This window comes from Pseudomonas sp. MD330_10, from assembly GCF_042610415.1.
Lineage (GTDB): Bacteria > Pseudomonadota > Gammaproteobacteria > Pseudomonadales > Pseudomonadaceae > Aquipseudomonas > Aquipseudomonas rhodesiae.
The window spans coordinates 380966-398260 of the sequence record NZ_JBHGZU010000003.1 but is presented as its reverse complement, the minus strand read 5'-3'; the positions used below and the strand labels follow the sequence as shown (position 1 = coordinate 398260).

The 17295-nt window shown below is 61.4% G+C and carries 13 protein-coding genes; 6 read left to right on the top strand and 7 right to left on the bottom strand.

Annotated features, from left to right (window positions below; genetic code table 11):
• Positions 1-4 precede the first annotated feature (4 nt).
• Entirely contained in the window at positions 5-1348 is a 1344-nt protein-coding gene (locus ACFZPT_RS07360; RefSeq protein WP_034097575.1) for a Wzz/FepE/Etk N-terminal domain-containing protein, read from the top strand.
• A 254-nt stretch (positions 1349-1602) separates the two neighbouring features.
• Complete coding sequence (gene lpxO / locus ACFZPT_RS07355) at positions 1603-2502, top strand: lipid A hydroxylase LpxO (protein ID WP_034113541.1); 900 nt, start codon at positions 1603-1605, stop codon at positions 2500-2502.
• A 15-nt stretch (positions 2503-2517) separates the two neighbouring features.
• Here lpxO and ligD read toward each other — a convergent pair whose 3' ends face one another.
• Positions 2518-5004: a DNA ligase D gene (ligD, locus tag ACFZPT_RS07350; protein ID WP_034113543.1), complete on the bottom strand. Its 2487-nt coding sequence runs from the start codon at positions 5002-5004 to the stop codon at positions 2518-2520.
• Between the two features lie 23 nt (positions 5005-5027).
• On the bottom strand, positions 5028-5867 hold the full coding sequence (locus ACFZPT_RS07345; RefSeq protein ID WP_034097581.1) for a Ku protein: 840 nt from the start codon (positions 5865-5867) through the stop codon (positions 5028-5030).
• 184 nt (positions 5868-6051) lie between these two features.
• On the opposite strand from ACFZPT_RS07345, the gene ACFZPT_RS07340 reads away from it, so the two are divergent.
• Positions 6052-6366: a hypothetical protein gene (locus ACFZPT_RS07340; protein WP_034113545.1), complete on the top strand. Its 315-nt coding sequence runs from the start codon at positions 6052-6054 to the stop codon at positions 6364-6366.
• Positions 6367-6377: 11 nt separating this feature from the next.
• Positions 6378-7535, top strand: coding sequence for a PQQ-dependent sugar dehydrogenase (locus ACFZPT_RS07335; protein ID WP_034113547.1), 1158 nt, complete (start codon positions 6378-6380; stop codon positions 7533-7535).
• 61 nt (positions 7536-7596) lie between these two features.
• Here the strand turns inward: ACFZPT_RS07335 and ACFZPT_RS07330 are convergent, their stop codons facing one another.
• Both ACFZPT_RS07330 and ACFZPT_RS07325 read right to left on the bottom strand, forming a co-directional pair.
• Complete coding sequence (locus ACFZPT_RS07330; protein WP_034113550.1) at positions 7597-8076, bottom strand: nuclear transport factor 2 family protein; 480 nt, start codon at positions 8074-8076, stop codon at positions 7597-7599.
• Positions 8077-8130: 54 nt separating this feature from the next.
• Positions 8131-8694 carry a TetR/AcrR family transcriptional regulator gene (locus ACFZPT_RS07325; protein WP_034097585.1) on the bottom strand — a complete coding sequence of 188 codons (564 nt, stop codon included), beginning with the start codon at positions 8692-8694 and terminating at the stop codon, positions 8131-8133.
• A gap of 124 nt (positions 8695-8818) precedes the next feature.
• On the opposite strand from ACFZPT_RS07325, the gene pssA reads away from it, so the two are divergent.
• Both pssA and ACFZPT_RS07315 read left to right on the top strand, forming a co-directional pair.
• Positions 8819-10162: a CDP-diacylglycerol--serine O-phosphatidyltransferase gene (gene pssA, locus ACFZPT_RS07320; RefSeq protein ID WP_034097586.1), complete on the top strand. Its 1344-nt coding sequence runs from the start codon at positions 8819-8821 to the stop codon at positions 10160-10162.
• Positions 10163-10456: 294 nt separating this feature from the next.
• Positions 10457-13909 (top strand): hypothetical protein, encoded by a 3453-nt coding sequence (locus ACFZPT_RS07315; protein WP_379554989.1) that lies wholly within the window; start codon positions 10457-10459, stop codon positions 13907-13909.
• Positions 13910-13919: 10 nt separating this feature from the next.
• Here ACFZPT_RS07315 and efeO (ACFZPT_RS07310) read toward each other — a convergent pair whose 3' ends face one another.
• The 3 genes from efeO (ACFZPT_RS07310) to efeO (ACFZPT_RS07300) are packed head-to-tail and all read right to left on the bottom strand — an operon-like array spanning position 13920 to position 17287.
• The gene (gene efeO / locus ACFZPT_RS07310; protein ID WP_034113554.1) at positions 13920-14738 is read right to left on the bottom strand and encodes an iron uptake system protein EfeO; all 819 of its coding nucleotides are present in this window, start codon (positions 14736-14738) and stop codon (positions 13920-13922) included.
• A gap of 28 nt (positions 14739-14766) precedes the next feature.
• Complete coding sequence (gene efeB / locus ACFZPT_RS07305) at positions 14767-16071, bottom strand: iron uptake transporter deferrochelatase/peroxidase subunit (protein ID WP_034114286.1); 1305 nt, start codon at positions 16069-16071, stop codon at positions 14767-14769.
• Between the two features lie 13 nt (positions 16072-16084).
• Positions 16085-17287: an iron uptake system protein EfeO gene (gene efeO / locus ACFZPT_RS07300; protein ID WP_034097592.1), complete on the bottom strand. Its 1203-nt coding sequence runs from the start codon at positions 17285-17287 to the stop codon at positions 16085-16087.
• Between the last annotated feature and the right edge of the window lie 8 nt (positions 17288-17295).

The following is a 17295-nucleotide window of genomic DNA, read 5'->3' as shown; positions in this document are numbered from 1 at the left end:
CATTTTGAATCGAACTTCCCCGCTTAACGCGTCTCCCTCTTCTGACGAAATTGACCTGTTTGAACTGTTTCACTCGATTTGGCGGCAAAAAAAGCTGGTAGTGGGTTGCACGATTCTGGCGGGTGTATTGGGAGCAGGGTATGCATTTCTGGCGCCCAAGACCTATGAAGTGAGCAGCGTACTGCGCCCGGCGGCCATCAACGAGCTGGATGCACTCAACCGCTCCGAAGTATATAAGCTGCCACCGGCCGATGCGTTGTCCAAGGTGGGGGCTCAACTGGACTCTTACGAGGCGCGGCTGGGGTTCTTCAAATCTCATGAACAACTGTTCGCGGCGTTCCAAAAGCCGGGGCAAAGCCTTGAGCAGAGTTTTGAAGACTTCAACCGCAACTCGGTCAACCTGATTCTGCCGGACCCGAAAAAATCTGACTCGTTAAGCAGTTACATCCGCCTGGAACTCCAATACCCGGCCGACATCGACGGCGTAGCGATCCTCAACGGTTTCGTGGACTACGCCATCGCCGCTGAGCGTGATCAGGTGGGCGCTGACCTCAAAGTGATCGTCAATAACCGCCTCAACGAACTCAAAGGCAAGATTGACGCGGCGCGCGCCAATTACGAAACCGATAAAGAGTCCAAGATTGCCAAGCTGCTGGAAGCCGACCGGCTCAAGCGCGCGCAATTGCAGGATGAGCTCAGTGCTTTACGCCTGCAGATGAAAATGGAGCGCACCAACCGCCTGGCCGAACTGGCCGAGGCGATTGCCATCGCTAAATCGATGGGCATTCGTACCCCGACCACGCCTTCCTCGATGGCCGATGCCGGCCGAGGTGGCTCAGGCCAGGTAATGCGCACCGAGGTCAACAACCAGAAAATTCCGCTGTATTTCCTCGGCACCGAAGCCCTTGAGGCCGAACGCGTGGCCTTGCAGCAACGCACCAGTGACGACTTCACCAACCCACGGGTGGCCGAGATCGGTAAAGAGCTGCAGATGCTGGAAGCGAACCGCGAAGTCGAAGTGCTGCGCAAGCGTGGCAACGAGGATATCTTCCTACAGGATGTAGAGCCGCTGCGTGCGGAAGTCGCGCGGTTGCGCGGGCTGAATATCGATATGAGCAATCTCAAACTGGTTACCATCGACCGTCGCGCCCAGGAACCGCTGGCGCCGATCAAGCCGAAAAAGGCCCTGGTGATTGCCTTGAGCCTGGTAGGCGGCCTGGTACTGGGCTTGCTGATTGCGCTGTTTCGGCACTTTATGTTGGCACCGCGCCCTGCGGTGGCTTACTCGGCGCTGGACGATGGCCGCTTCGCCCGTCGTGAGCGCAAAGACGACGAACTGCCGCTGTAACGCCCACCCCGCAAGGGCTTGTCCTACGGCAAGCCCGCCCCCCTCAAAACCCGTCACTCGACAGCTTTTCACAATTCTTAGTTAACCTTTGGTTACATATTGTGGCTAAATAACGGCCGATGGGCATGAACCGGCGGAAGTTCCAGCCGGCCGTGCCGACTATGTGAATTGTGATTTCAGGTGCTGCTTATCATCCTCGGCCGTCGTGGGCCCGCAGGAGCAGCCTGTTCTCTTCTGACGTGTGACGAAATCCCTTGAAACTCATCATTGTTGTTCTTTACGTTGCCTCCATCGCGTATGTACACCTGCGTGGCCGGGTGCGACACAAGCTGAGCCGCCAGCTCAGCGACCATTCGACCTTTCTGGCGCCGATCAACTGCTTTCTGTATCTGTTCTCCAAATTGCCCGGCCGGCCTTACCTGGCGACCAGTGACTTTCCCGACCTGAGCCCCTTGCAGGAACATTGGCAGGAAATCCGTGAGGAGGCCCAGAACCTGCTGCAAGCCGGGGAAATCAAGCGCTCGGACCAATACAACGACGTTGGTTTCAACTCCTTCTTCAAGTCGGGCTGGAAGCGCTTCTACCTGAAGTGGTACGGCGACAGTCACCCTTCGGCGATGAAACTGTGCCCGCGCACCACTCAATTGGTACAAAGCATCGGTTCGATCAAAGCGGCGATGTTCGCCGAGCTGCCCCCAGGCTCCAAGCTGGTGCGCCACCGTGATCCATATGCCGGTTCTTATCGCTATCACTTGGGGCTGGACACGCCGAACGATCCGGGCTGCTACATCAATGTGGATGGCGAGGCCTATTACTGGCGCGACGGTGAGCCGGTGATGTTCGACGAGACCTATATCCATTACGCCGAGAACACCACGCAGCACAACCGCATCATCTTGTTCTGCGACATTGAAAGGCCGATGAAATATCGCTGGGCGGCGGCTTTCAACCGTTGGTTCAGCCGTAATGTGATGGCGGCGGCAGGCTCGCCCAACGACGCGGGTGACAAGACCGGGGGCTTGAACCGCGCTTTCACGCGGTTGTACAAGATCCGCCTGCGCGGCAAAGAACTGAAAAAGCGCAACCGTACGCGTTACTACCTGGAAAAGTGGGCGATTTTCGCGGTGCTGGCGCTGATCTTCATCCTGATCTGACCCGCCGGGCGCCCCTCACTGCGGTGGGCGGGCGCCCAACTTGTCCCACATCTTGCGGGTGATTTTCTGCCGGTTGGCATAGCCCGCCCAGGGATCAGCCTTCAACCCCTGCACCCGTTGCAACAGATTGGCGACTGTCCACTGTTGCGCGCCGCGCAAGCCTTTCAATTCCTCGCGACTGATCGGTACCGACACCGGCAGCCCTGGCCGTGCCCGCACGGAGTAGGCCGCCACGGTGCTGGCGCCTCGGGCGTTGCGCAGGTAATCGATAAAGATCTTGCCCACCCGGTTTTTCGGCCCGGAGGTGGCGGTAAAGCGTTCGGGCAGTTGCTGAGTCATGAACTGCGCCAGGGCCTTGGCAAATGCCTTGACCGTGTCCCACCCGTCGCGTCGCGCCAACGGCACCACCAGGTGCAGCCCTTTGCCACCGCTGGTTTTAACGAAGGCATCGAGTCCCAGCTCATCCAGTACGGACAACGTCAGTTGAGCCGCTTCCACCATGGTTTTCCACGGCAATGCAGGGTCCGGGTCGAGGTCGAGTACGAACAAGTCCGGGGTTTCGATTTTGTCCGAGGTGGCGCCCCAGGTATGCAACTCGATGGTTCCCATCTGCACGGCGCCTACCAGCGCCTGCACGCTGTCGATTTCCATCAGTCGCGCGTGACCTGGGTCCAGCGCCGGGTCCAGCTGCGTAATGTGGGGGATAGCCAGGCGCTCAGCGTGTTTCTGGAAGAACTGTTCGCCGTCGACGCCCTCCGGTGCCCTGAGCAGCGATACCGGGCGTCGCTGCAGAAAGGGCAGAATCCACGGGCTGATGCTCTCGTAGAACTGCGCCAGTTGTTGTTTCTGCGTGCCGCTCTGGGGGTCGATGACGCGGTCGGGATGGCTGATTTTGACCCCGACTGGGTTCTTCGCGGGTGTTGCGAATTGGGCTTTGCGCGGCACCTCATGCACGATCTGCTCGGCTGGCTTATCGGTGCGCATCCCCACAAAAGCGGCCTGACGGACCACGCCTTCGCGGGTCCATTCGGCAAACTGCACTTCACCGACCAGTGTCGGTTCCACCCAATGAACGCCGCGCGCCTGGGCGCTGGTCAACGGCTTTTGCAGCGGCGATGTGTTGCGCTCCAGGGGTTTCAACTGCCCGTAGATGGTCTTCAACGCGGCCTGATCGAACCCGGTGCCCACGCGGCCGGCATACACCAATCCGCTATCTTCGTTGACCGCCAGCAGCAACGCGCCGAACCCGCTGCGCGAGCCTTGAGGGCGGGTGTAGCCAACAATCACGAATTCCTGGCGCAAGCGGCATTTGAGTTTGACCCAATCGTTGCTGCGCCGCGATACATAGGGGCTGCCCAGGCGTTTGCCGATCACGCCTTCCAACGCCAAGTCGCAAGCACTTTCGAAGATATCCCGGTGGTTGGCAGCGAAGGCCTCGGAGAAGCGCAGCAGCTTGCTTCGGCTACCGCGCAGCGCGGCTTTGAGGGCTGCGCGGCGCTGTTCCACCGGAACTTCGCGCTGATCCTGGCCATTGAGGAAGGGCGCGTCGAACAGGTAATAGACGATATCGAGGCTGCGGCCGATATCGAAAGCGTTCTGCAAAGCCTGGAAATCCGGCAGCCCGTCACTATTGAGGCTGACGACCTCGCCATCCAACCAGCTGTCCTTGAGCTTAAGAGCTTGCAGCGCCTTGGCCTGACGCGGCAGGCGCTCGGTCCAGTCATGGCCGTTGCGGGTAAACAGGCGCACCTCGCCGTCGCGGATACGCGCCAGAATGCGGTAGCCATCGAACTTGATTTCATACTGCCAATCGCCTTCGGGCGCGCGCTCCACCAGGGTGGCCAATTGCGGGGTGAACTGCTCGGGAAGGGCGCTGGCGGAGGCCGCTTTTTTGCTACGAGCTTTGGCTTTGGGTTTCTCTGGCGGCGGTTGGCCCACTGAGGCGTCGCTGAGCACGCTGTCGGGCTGGGCCTGCACGATGTCGAACTCCGTGGCGGGGCGGGCCTGGGCGTCTTTCTCCTTGATCAGCAGCCATTGCTCTTTGTCGCCGCTGCCTTTGAGGCGGGTGCGCACCAGCGTCCAATCGCCGCTGAGTTTTTCGCCGACCAGGGTGAACTTGAGTTTGCCGGCGGCATACGCCTGATGCGGGTCATCGTGAGGTTGCCAGACGCCGCGGTCCCACACGATCACGTCCCCGGCGCCGTACTGGCCTGCCGGGATGCTGCCTTCGAAGCTGCCATAGCTCAGCGGGTGGTCTTCAACGTGCACCGCGAGGCGCTTCTGGCTCGGGTCCAGGCTCGGGCCTTTAGGCACCGCCCAGCTCTTGAGGACGCCGTCCAGCTCCAAGCGGAAATCATAGTGAAGGTGGCGTGCGTCGTGCTTCTGGATCACAAACGACAGCGCCGATGCCTTGGCTTTTTTTCCGGCCGGCGCACTGCCCGACGGTTCGGCAGTGATCTGGAAGTCACGTTTGCGGTTGTATTCACTCAAAGGTTTGGCCATGGGGGCTCCATCCTATGGCAGGTTCAAGAGGCTTTTTTCGAAGACTTTTTCGCCGCCGGTTTTTTCCCCGCAGGCTTACCGGCCAGGCTGCGTTTGAGCAGTTCGGTCAGGTCGATCACGTCTGCAGACTTGCGCTCGTCCTCGCCTTCCTGGGATTCCACGTCCTCGATCTTGCCGGCTTTGGCTTTTTTCTCCACCAGAGCCATGATCTTTTCCTGAAAGCTGTCGCGGTATTCCTCGGGCTGCCAGTCAGCGCTCATGTCTTCCACCAGGCGTTTGGCCATGTCCAGCTCGCCCTTGGCCAGGCTGGGTTTGGTCACCTCGCTGCCCAGCTCCAGCTCATCCAGGCCGCGCACCTCGGCGGGCCATCGCAGCATCACCAGCACCAGCGCCGATTCCAGGGGCATCAATGCTGCCAGGTGTTGTTTGGTGTGCAGCACTACATTGGCCAGGGCCACCTTGCCGGTTTTTTTCAGGGTTTCGCGCAGCAGGGCATAGACCTTGCCGCCGCGTTTGTCCGGCGCCAGAAAGTACGGCGTGTCGATGTTTTGCAGGGGGATCTGCTCGCTGGCAACGAAGGCGATGATCTCGATGGTCTGGGTCGACTTGGGGTGGGCCGAGCGGATCTCGTCTTCGCTGAGCACCACGTAGCGGCCTTTCTCATAGGCCACACCCTTGACGATGTTCTCTTTGGTGACTTCCTTGCCTGTGGTTTTGTTGATGCGCTTGTAGCCCACCGGGTCCATGCTGCGCTTGTCCAACCAGTCGAAGTCCACACCCTGATGGGACGTGGCCGAGACCAGCGACACCGGGATATGAACCAAGCCGAAACTGATTGCGCCTTTCCAGATTGCCCGTGGCATAAGTGCGATTCCTTGAGAAGAAGCAGTGTTCTGGTGACTCGGCGGCGGCGCGAAAAGTTTCCCCGGGCGGATACGTGGACAGATCGTGTTACACCTCATCAGAAACAATTTACTTACCAAAGGCGAACCCAGGGCGTAGCGTGCCATCGAAAGCACGTACAGCTCGTTTCAGAGAGGTTTGCTCATGATCAGTTGCAGGCGTTATCTCGCATTGCTGGTGTTGGGCCTGGCCCTGATACCCCTGGCCCAGGCGCAAGACCTGCCCGGGCGAAGCAATAGCAACAACAGCCCGATTCACCGGGCCAACCCCAACAGCATGCAGGGCACCCAGCCCAATGCCCCGGCGACGCGCGGTATTCAGACTGTGCCGACCCCGCGTACGCCGACGCTGGAAAACGGCGGCATCGGCAACCGTTATCCGCAGCGCCAGGCCGCCCCCAGCCGCCCGGCCACTGAAACCAAAGCCCCCACGTATGATGCCAACGGCAATCGCCGGTAAGGACCTGTCTTATGTTGCTACGCAAAACCCTGCTGGCTGCGCTGTGCGCATCGACCCTGTTGCCCTCGATTGCGGCGCATGCCGCCGGGGCTCAACAGTTCCCCAGTGAACAAGGCAGTATCACGGCCACGCCGATAGCCCAAGGGCTGGATCACCCATGGGCGGTGGCATTCCTGCCGGACCAGCAAGGCTTTCTAGTGACCGAGCGGCCGGGACACCTGAGGGTCGTCAGTGCAGACGGCAGGCTGTCGGCGCCGTTAAGCGGTGTGCCGCAGGTGTGGGCCAAGGGGCAGGGCGGTCTGCTGGATGTGGTGCTGTCCCCGGACTTCAAGCAAGACCGCATGGTGTATTTGTCCTACGCCGAAGGCGGCGGCAAGGGCGGGACGGCCGGCACGGCGGTCGGGCGCGGACGTTTGGCCGCCGACCTGAGCGGCCTGACCGACTTTCAGGTGATCCTGCGCCAGGAACCCAAGCTCTCCACCGGTAACCACTTCGGTTCGCGCCTGGCGTTTGACCGTGACGGCTACCTGTTCGTGACCCTGGGCGAAAACAACGACCGACCCACCGCCCAGGATCTGGACAAATTGCAAGGCAAGGTCGTGCGCATCTATCCGGATGGCCGCGTGCCGGACGACAACCCGTTCGTCGGTCAGGAAGGCGTACGGCCGGAGATCTGGTCCTACGGCCAGCGCAACCCTCAAGGCCTGGCGCTGAATCCGTGGAGCGGCACGCTGTGGGAAAACGAGCACGGCCCCCGTGGCGGCGATGAGATCAATGTCATCGAACGCGGCAAGAACTACGGTTGGCCACTGGCAACCCATGGCATCAACTATTCGCTGACGCCGATTCCCGAAGCCAAAGGCAAGACTGTCGAAGGCACTGTCGCGCCGCGCCATGTATGGGAAAAATCACCGGGTATCAGCGGCATGGCGTTCTACGACGCCGATCGCTTCAAACCGTGGCAGCACAACGTATTTATTGGTGCACTGGCCAGTCAGGAGCTGATTCGCTTGCAGTTCGAGGGCGATAAGGTGGTGCATGAGGAGCGCTTGCTCGGCGGCTTGAAAGCGCGGATTCGCGATGTGCGGCAGGGACCGGATGGCTATCTGTACGTGCTGACGGATGAGGAAGAGGGCGTGTTGTACCGGGTGGGGCTGAATCCGGGTTGACAAGGTTGAGCCGTAGGTGGGAGCGGGGTAGCCCACTCCCACTTCTTTACGCGGGTGAGGTTTACAGGCCCAGCGCCGATAGGCCCGGATGCTCATCCGGCCGGCGACCCAGCGGCCAGTGGAACTTGCGCTCGCTTTCCTTGATCGGCATGTCGTTGATGCAGGCAAACCGATGGGCCATCAAGCCATTCTCGTCGAACTCCCAGTTCTCGTTGCCATAAGAGCGGAACCAATTACCGGAATCGTCGTGCCACTCATAGGCGTAACGCACGGCGATGCGGTTATCGGTAAACGCCCATAATTCCTTGATCAGCCGATAGTCCAGTTCCTTGGCCCATTTGCGTGTCAGGAAACCTTTGGCTTCTTCGCGGTTGTGAGCGAACTCGGCGCGGTTGCGCCATTGGGTGTCCAGGGTGTAGGCCAGGGAAACGCGTTCTGCGTCCCGGGAGTTCCAGCCGTCTTCGGCCAGGCGCACTTTCTCGATCGCCGACTCGCGGGTAAACGGCGGCAGGGGCGGGCGCGGTTGTTCTGTAGATGACATGCTGCGACTCCTTTAACTCATTAAGGTTTATCGAAAGTTGCTCAGCCTGTGCGTTCACAGTCCCAATAACGTTCGCGCCATGCATTGCGCATTATCGGCAGCCGTTGAATCGCCCATTACCAGGGCAACGGTAATGGCGCCATCGATCAGGATCAGCAGGTGCGCGGCCTGCCGCTCGGGGTCGGGGGTGCCATGTGCTTGACACAGTTCGAGTACGTACTCGAACAGTTTCTGTTTATGAGCTTTGGCCAGCAGGCGGACGGGGTTGTGCGGGTCGCCAGTCTCGCCGCTGGTGTTGATAAAGGCGCAGCCGCGAAAGTCCTCAGAGCCAAACCAGGCCTTGAGCGCGCTGAACAGCGCCAGCAGGCGCTCGCCGCTGTCGGCCTGGCGCTCCACTTCGCTGCGCAGCCATTGGAGCCAGCGCGCATCGCGGCGTTGCAGCGCGGCGATCACCAATTCGTCTTTATTGGCGAAGTAGCGATAAATACTTTTTCTCGAGACGCCGGCGGTTTTTACCAGAAAGTCCATGCCGGTGGCGGCAATGCCATGGCGATAGATCAACTTCTCGGTGACGTCGAGGATAATGTCGCGGGTTTCATTACTGATGATTTCGTTCATGGGGCAAACAGTAGAACGATCATTCTCCTTGGTCAATTAATTTTTTCCATCTGTCACAGCGAGACCTGAGCATCTTCATGGTGTAAGCTCGGGACCTCTTCGGATTCGACCCTTTGCGAGCCTTATGCCGTCGTTCTTCAAACGCTCCCTGTTGCCCAAACTGCGCGGTTTTCCACTCACTCCCGAGGCGATTGAGGTGCTGTCAGGCGCTGCGGCGTTTCGCCGTTGCCTGCTGGAGAAAATCCCCCAGGCCACGCGGCGTATCTACATCGTTGCGCTGTACTTGCAGCAGGACGAAGCAGGGCAGGAGATCTACGACGCCTTGCACGCCGCCAAAGCCGCAAGGCCGGAGCTTGAGATCGTGGTGGTGGTCGACTGGCTGCGTGCCCAGCGCGGGCTGATCGGCGCCGGCAAGCAGCCGGGCAACAGCGCCTGGTACCAGGAAATGACTCAGCGTCACAGCACTGAGGTGCCGGTATACGGTGTGCCAGTGCAGACCCGCGAGCTGTTCGGTGTGCTGCACCTCAAAGGCTTCGTGATCGATGACACGGTGCTCTACAGCGGTGCCAGTCTGAACAACGTGTACCTGCACAAATTCGACAAATACCGCTTCGACCGCTACCACCTGATCCACAGCCAAGCGCTGGCCGATTCCATGCAGCATCTGGTGGAACATGGACTGGTGGCGTCCAAGGCCGTGCATCGCCTGGACCTGCCGAACCCGCCGACTACCCGCAGCCTGCGCAACGACATCGGCGACCTGCGCAGCCGCCTCAAGCACGCCACCTACGACACCACGGCGGGGCAGTTGCCCAATGGCCAGTTGTCGGTCAGCCCGTTGCTGGGCGTCGGCAAGAACAACCCGTTGAGCCGGGTGATCCTGGAACTGATCGCCAGCGCCCAGCAGCAACTGACTATCTGCACGCCGTACTTCAACCTGCCACTGCCCGTCACCCGGGAAATCAACCGTGCCCTGGCCCGTGGGGTGAAGATCGACATCATTGTGGGCGACAAGACCGCCAACGATTTCTACATTCCGCCCAGCGAGCCATTCAAGGTGATCGCGGCGCTGCCATACCTGTATGAAATCAGCCTGCGCCGCTTTGCCAAGCGCCATCAGCGCAACATCGACAGCGGCCAGTTAAATCTGCACCTGTGGCGCGACGGCGACAACACCTACCACCTCAAAGGTATGTGGATCGACGAGCGTTACACCTTGCTGACGGGCAACAACCTCAACCCCCGGGCGTTCCGGCTCGACTTGGAAAACGCGCTGCTGATCGACGATCCCCAGGGCCAATGGCTCGCGCCGCGCCAGGCTGAACTGGAGCAGATTTTTCAGCACACCACGCGGATCGAGGCTTACACGCAATTGCAGACGCTGCCGGATTATCCGGCAGCGGTCGGCAAATTCCTGCGCCGTGTGAGCCGGGTGCGGATTGAGCGTCTGCTGTATCGGATTTTGTAAGTCGCCTGAAACTAACGGAAATGCTCCATCGGGCGGTCGTCGGATCAGGCTTACATCCAGGCGCCCGACGCTGTTCTTACATAGCCCCTCACTGTTTTCAGAGCGAGCGTGGATATGTCGAAGATCGCCTCAGGTACTTTTTATGAGGTGCCCAGTAGCGTTGTTCCCATGGCGGATCGTCCATCCGCTTCAACGCCTTCCCCCACGCTGTCGCGGGCTCGACGCTCAACCGCTGATTCAAGCGCCGCACTCAGTTATCCCTGGACCCGCAAACCGGTCCCCAGCAGTAACGGCGTGGCGGCTGCCGACACGCTGCTGGAACAACGCCTCACGTCAGCCACGCAAAGCGGCCACGGCATGGTCGAGGTGCCTGAGGGCAGCACGCTGACCCCTTTGCTGGCGTTGTACCGGCACCTGCTGAACCAACCGCCGTTGCAAACCTGGCTCAACGACCAGGGGCTAGAAACCGCCACGCTGACCCTGCATCACGACTTTATCGAAGGGTTCGTCACCCACGAGGGTGTGCGCAGTGCCGTCAGGTTTACCTACACCGACGCGTCGGGGTGGTTAGAGGCCTCGGCCAGTTTGCGCCCGTTGTTGCAGCTGCTGGACCCCGGCGATAAAGGCCTGACCTTTATGGGGGAGGGCGACGGGTGGGTGCCGTTGGCGGTGGTCGAGCAAGCGAAGACCCGCCATAGCTTTCACGTCGGCGATGTGGACAGCGCTTGGCGGGTGATCGGTCAAATCGAGCAGCGTCGCTACTTGGCGGACACACTGGAGGCGGCCCTGGGAGATTGGCCCGACGCCACGCCCATGAATTGGTCCGAACACCCCTGCGAAGTGAGCCCGGCGTTAACCTTGGGAGAAGCCAGCCAGGCCGCGCGCGAGCGTCTGCAGCGCCTGGTGGCGCAACCGAGTATGACGGCGCTGCTCGAACGCGAAGGCTTTGACTGGCCCGGCAAGCCGTTTCGGATAACCGAGGGCAGGCTGGAGCGTCTGAGCCCCGTGGGCGGCTGGGTCGATCTCACCCGTTATGTCGAACAGCACCCCGCCCTGGAGGCAGAGCGCCAGGCGCTGGTCGGGCTCAGCGAGCCCTTGGGCGGTGCGGTTTATTCCACTCCCCGCCATGACGTGCGCCAACTGGTCGAATACCTGGGGCTGGGCTCGATGGCAACCGCCGGCGAAACCCGCAATGTCATCCACTGGTTGCGTACGTACTTGCCGCCGGCACCGCCACTGGGCGATTACAACGGTCTGATGCGCCGCGAGTGGGCCCCCGGCACCCTGACGCCCGAAGATCGCCTCACCTTGACCGATCTGGCGCAAGCCCGCTTGGGCGGCAGCAGCGCCAGAGGCTTCAGTGCACTGGCGCACAGCACTCCACAGGCACTGCACACCGACCCCCAGGCCCATTTGACCGCGCTGCTTGAAAGCCCCGAGGCGTTGGCGTTTGGCGCGCAATTGGCCAGAGCGCTGAATTGGTTTGGCGCGAGCGGCGCAGGCTACGAATTGCCCAAAACGGTGTGCCAACAGTTGGTGGTGGCGGCGATCAAGTTGCACGCCGGTATCGACGCTCCGGACAAGCCTGGGCATGTGGCCGGGTATTCGGTGTACCAGCCGGCGAACATGGGGCGCACATTCAGTGCCGTGCGCCGCGACATCGAACAGCATCTGATCGCGCACAAGGGCGTCGACCCCAAGTTGGCCGTGCTGGCGGCACACCTGGGCTTGGCCCAGGCAGCACCGGAATTTCTGGTCAAAGATGTGCCGGGCACGGTGCACATCGGTACGCCGGCCTGGATGGAGTTGCGTCTGGGCTGTGCGATGGCCGATCAACATGCACCCGGCACGTCCCGGGCGATGAATGAAGAGCAGGTCACCCACCTCACCACGCTGGGCCCCACCAGCGATGCCCAGGCCGAGTTGATGCAATTGTCGGCGTTGAAAATCATGGCCGATTGGGGCGTGCTCAATGGGGTCGTCCGTTTGCGCAGCGATGGAGAATATTCTCGTACGGATATCCAGACCGCCTCCGAAGCGTTCTTCAAACAGCGCGAAGAGGCCAGCCTTGCCTTCACCGACGCGAGCGCCGAGCTGCCTACCCGCAGGACGCTGGCCATTAAAGAGCTGCTGCGGGTCTTTCCGGACACTACCCCGGCGGGTCTGGAGGCCATGACCGTACACATCGCCGAGGCTTCGGAGCGTCGCAACATGGCGTCGGGCGAACCCAGGACGCGTCCGATCATCGAGGCGTACATAACCGGCGATCTGACACCGGGCAAGTGGGCGCTGAGCAGCGATTTACGTGGTACTTACCGTAGCGGCAGCACCCCTTATCAGCAGGGCCAGGCCCCGCAGGCTTCCCCTGAGGCGCGCGCTCAGTTGGATCAACGTATTCGGCGCTTGCCCGCATTGGATGGGCTGCTCAACAGCGCGGTCGACCGGCATCGGCACGCGTTGCAGAACGCCTATGCCACCCGCTTGAAGTTGATGCTTGCCGAGTTGCCGCTGGCGGATCGACAAGCGCTGGAACTCGGCACTGTCGAGCTGTTCACCTTACGCGGGGAAACCGGCACCACCCAAGCCCGCGAAACGGCGAGCAGCAGGCTGGCACAGCGCGGTCGCCAAGGCACGGTGATGCGCCTGGAGCACAACAACCAAGTCACGTATTACGAGCTGTTTGCCAACGGCAATGTCGTGCGACGCACCGACTTGCCGCAGGATCTGATACTGGGGGGGCTGATCAAGCACGAGCGCTTTCCCGCCCCGCACGGTCATGTGTACTTGCCAGTCAACCGTGGCACGCCGGTCCCGTTCGATGCCGACGCCTATACCTTAGGGACGGCACCGAGGTCGGACGTCGCTTCGCCGGCCATGATCATCGAGCAACTGGGCACGCCGTTCGCCGCCAGCGCTTTACCAGCCAGCTACACCCCGCAGAACTATGTGCCGAACACTTACGGTTCGCGCAAAACCGCGCGCATCGTGGAGGCGATCGCGCAGGGGAATTTCTACGAGTCTCCAGAGGCCTTGCTGCAAAGAGCGACCGAACAGGTGCCGTTGGAACGCAGTCGCGAAGCACGCACCCGTGCGCACAATTTTTTGCTGGGCTTCGTGCCCTTTGTCGGTGCCTATCAGGAATTCAAAGCAGGCAATATCGGCAGCGGCTTGGCCAACCTGGCCGTGGACACCGTCGGGGTGGCCATTGGTGCCGCGGGCTCGGCGCGGGGGTTGATTCGCTCAGCCAAAGCCCTGGCATTCAAGCCTTTGAAGGGGATTGCCAGGCGTTTGACGGCCACGGTAAGCCCCATGGTGTCGACAACAGCCAGGGTCAAACCGGCGGCCACCTTCAGTGATCGCGCATTTGATTTTCTCAAGCATTCGGGGCTGTTCGCCAATGCCGCGCTGAATCCGCTGGATGGCTACCCGCAGATGATCCGGGCGGCGACCAAAGGCTTATTTAACGTGCCTAAGCTGATCCTGCAAGGAACGATGAATTCGGGCAAAGTCGCTCCGCACTTGCTGACGGCCGAAGAAAAACTGCGCAGTTACCTGATCATTGCGGCCGGGCAGATCGACCGGCAGGAGCCCGGCGGTCAGTCGCCCGTGGGGAGCCGCACTGGCGTCTACCGTGGGGCCGAGGTTCAAAGCGTGCGCTACGGTGGTCACTGGTACGCCTTGGACCCGCTCAACGGGCGGCCGGTTGGCACGCCCCTGAGCGAGTTTGTCGCCGATGCCACCCCGTGAGTGCTGATCCTCAGTTCAGGCCCAGCTTGCCGCGCAGCATGGACAGGTCTTCAGCGAGGGTGTTGACCGGACCCACCAGCGCTTTACGGTCGCTGTCCTTGACCTTGTCGTAGGTCTCGAAGCCGCCGTCTTTGGTTTTGTACTTGGCCAGCACCTTGTCCACGGTGGCGAAGTTTTTATCGACTTTGGCCAGGAAGGCCTTGTCCTGCTTCTCGATCTGGCCGCGGAACAGGTCGACGATTTTTTTCGCGCCGTCGATATTGCCCTGGAAGTCATACAGGTCGGTGTGGCTGTAGCGATCTTCTTCGCCGGAGATCTTGGTGGCGGCGACTTCCTCCAACAGCGCGGCGGCACCGCCGACGACTTTTTCCGGCGGGAAGGTCAGGCCGTCCACGCGGGTCTTGAGGTCATTGACGTCGGTGTTGAGCTTGGCGGTCAGCGTCTCCAGGCCCTGAGTCGAGTTCTGCGAGAATAACGCGTACTCGATGCGGTGGAAGCCGGTGAAGTCTTCGGCGGTTACGCCTTTTTCGTGGTCGTCGACGCGGGAGTCGATGGAGGCGTCGAGGTCGCTGAACAACTCGGCAATCGGCTCGATGGACTCGTAGTGCACGCGGGTAGGCGCATAGAGCTTCTTGGCGGTGGCCAGGTCGCCTTTGTTGATCGCGTCGGTAAAGGCCTGGGTTTGGGTCACCAGTTCACCGATCTCTTCGGTGACATAAATCTTGTAGTCCGACACCGGCCCGACCAGGTCCAGCGGTGCGGTGGCGGCGAAGGCGGCCAGGGGCGAGAGGGTCAGCAACAACGACAACGCGAGAGTCGACTTCTTCATGGGACAGTTTCCGCTGTGGGGGTGGGTTTCAGGTATTGGCAGAGGTGTGTGGGTGCGTGGCGGCCAGCAGCGTGCGGCCGAGGAAATCCTGGGACCCGCTGACCCCCGGCAAGGTGAAGAAATACCCGCCGCCGACCGGCTTGAGGTATTCCTCCAGGGGTTCGCCGTTGAGTCGGGTTTGTACGCTGATAAAGCCTTTTTCCAGGTCGGCCTGATAGCAGATGAATAACAGCCCCATGTCCAACTGACCGTTCTTATTGACGCCGTTGGAATAGTTGAAGGGCCGGCGCAGGATCAGGTTGGCCTGGGTCTGCGGGGTGCGCGGGTTGGCCAGGCGGATATGGGCATCGAGCTTGGTCAGCTTGCCTTCCGGGTCTTTGCTGTAGTCGGGCACCTGGGTTTCTTTGTGGCCGTCCATCGGCGCGCCGGTGGTTTTGATGCGGCCGATGATGCTTTCTTGTTCCTGCAGGGGCGTGCGGTCCCAGCGTTCGACGAAGTTGCGGATGATGCGCACCGCCTGGTAACTGCCATGGGCGGCCCAGGCCGGTTCATCGCTACCGGGCTGCACCCACACGATCTGGTTCATGGCTTGGTCGTTATTGGAGTCGGGGTTGGCCGAACCATCCCGGAAACCCAGGAAGTTACGCGCGCTCTGCGCCGGCTCGCCGGGACGGGAAGGGGCCTGAGGCGGCACGCTGCCTTCCTGTTTCCAGCGCACCAGCAGCAAGTCCGGCAAGTTCTTCACGATGTCGCGCAGGGCGTGGATATTGGTGTCCGGCGTGTTGGAGCTGAATTGCAGGCTGAGGTCGCCATGGCACTGCGCCGGCTCCAACGCATCGTTGGGAAACCCCACCATACGGATCAGACGTTTGGGCTTGGCGGCGGCGAGGCCGAAGCGTTCGTCGAACAGCGATTCACCCACCGACACAGTAATGGTCAGGTTATCCGGCGTCACCACCGGGCCCAGAATTCCTGAATCGGTGGGTGGCAATTTCGGGTCGACTTGGGCCACCGGGCCACCGGTCATCAGGAAATGGATACGCTCGTTCAGGGTGCGGAACAGGCGCTCCAGGTCCTGGCGATCGCTGGCCAATACATCGAAGGCCACCAGCATGCCGCAGGCCGGGCGCGGGGTGACGATGCCTGTCTGATGCTGGCCGTAAAAATCGTGGTGGTCCTGGGTCTTGTCACTGCGCGGCGCGGTGGTGACTTGTTCCGCAGCGGCGGCCATGGCCGGGCAGGTCAAGCTGCTGCCGGCAATCGCCGCGCCAGTGGCGGCCATGCCCAGCAGGACACGGCGACGCTGAAGGTTAAGCTGTTCTGAATCACTCATGGGGCGGTTGTCTTCACTGCAGGCCGGAAAGGCCGAGGGCGGGGTCGATTCCATCGAGTACGGCGGCCAGAGCCTTGGCCTTGTCAGCGATCTGCTTGCGCTGACCGTCGGTGACGCTGTCGTAGCGGCGGTACTGGCCGTCGACTTTCAAACTGTCCAACTGGCTGTCGAATGCGCCGAGCGCGTTATCGACCTTGGGCAGCAGGTCGGCGGCGGATTTTTCCAGCAGTGGACGCATCAGCTCGACCACCTTGTGAGCGGCGGCCAGGTTGGCGGCGAAGCCATTCAGGTCCAGATGGCTGTAGCGTTCCTCCTCACCGCTGAGCGCACGTACATCCGCCAGGCTGTTGAGGTTGCGCACCACGATGCCGACCAATTGCTCGGGCGGCAGCGACTGGGCCAGCAATTGCTGCTTGAGGGTGGTGACGTCACTGAGCAGGCGCTGCGCTACCGGCGCCAGGCCGTCGAGGCTGCGTTGCTGGAACAGGCTGTACTCAATGCGGTGGAAGCCGCTGAAGGCCGGGTCTTGTTCGCGTTTTTCGAAATAATCGGCCCGCGCATTGATTGCGTTGTCGAGTTCAGCCAGGCGTTGTGCGGCCGGGGCCAAACCCTGATAGGCCACGCGAGCGGTGGCATACAACGCCTGTGCCTGCGTCAGGTCGCCGGCGTCGATGGCCTGTTGCAGTGCGGTTACGGCCTTGATCAGCGCGCTGCCCTGGCTACTCAAGTACACCCGGAACTCCGACAGCGGGCCGATAAAGGCCACCATCGACGGCTTGGCTTTGGCCTGGGCTTCGGATTCGGCGGTTGGCGTTACATGCAGAGTGCCGCGTGGATTGCTCAGCAGGCCGCAGGTAATCGCGTAGTCACCGGGTTGCAGGTTGGCATTGATCACCTGGCTCAAGCCGGGGGCGATGTTCTCGCGCTCCTCGACCACCAGCACGCCGTCGAGGATTTCCCATTCCACCGCCCGGTCGGAACGGTTGATGATCCGAAAACTCGCCGGCCCGGCGGGCACGGTCAGCGCATTGGGTTCGCAGGCGTGGGCATGGATGGTCACCGCAATTTCATTGCTGTGGGTCTGGCGCTTGGCGGCGGCCAGTTGCGAAGCGTAGTAGAACAGGCCGCCGGCGGCGATCATCACGACCACCGAGCCGGCCACCGCCCAGCGCAGGGCTCGGGGTGGCGAGGCGGGTTGAGGCGTTGGGTTGGTCAAGAGACGGT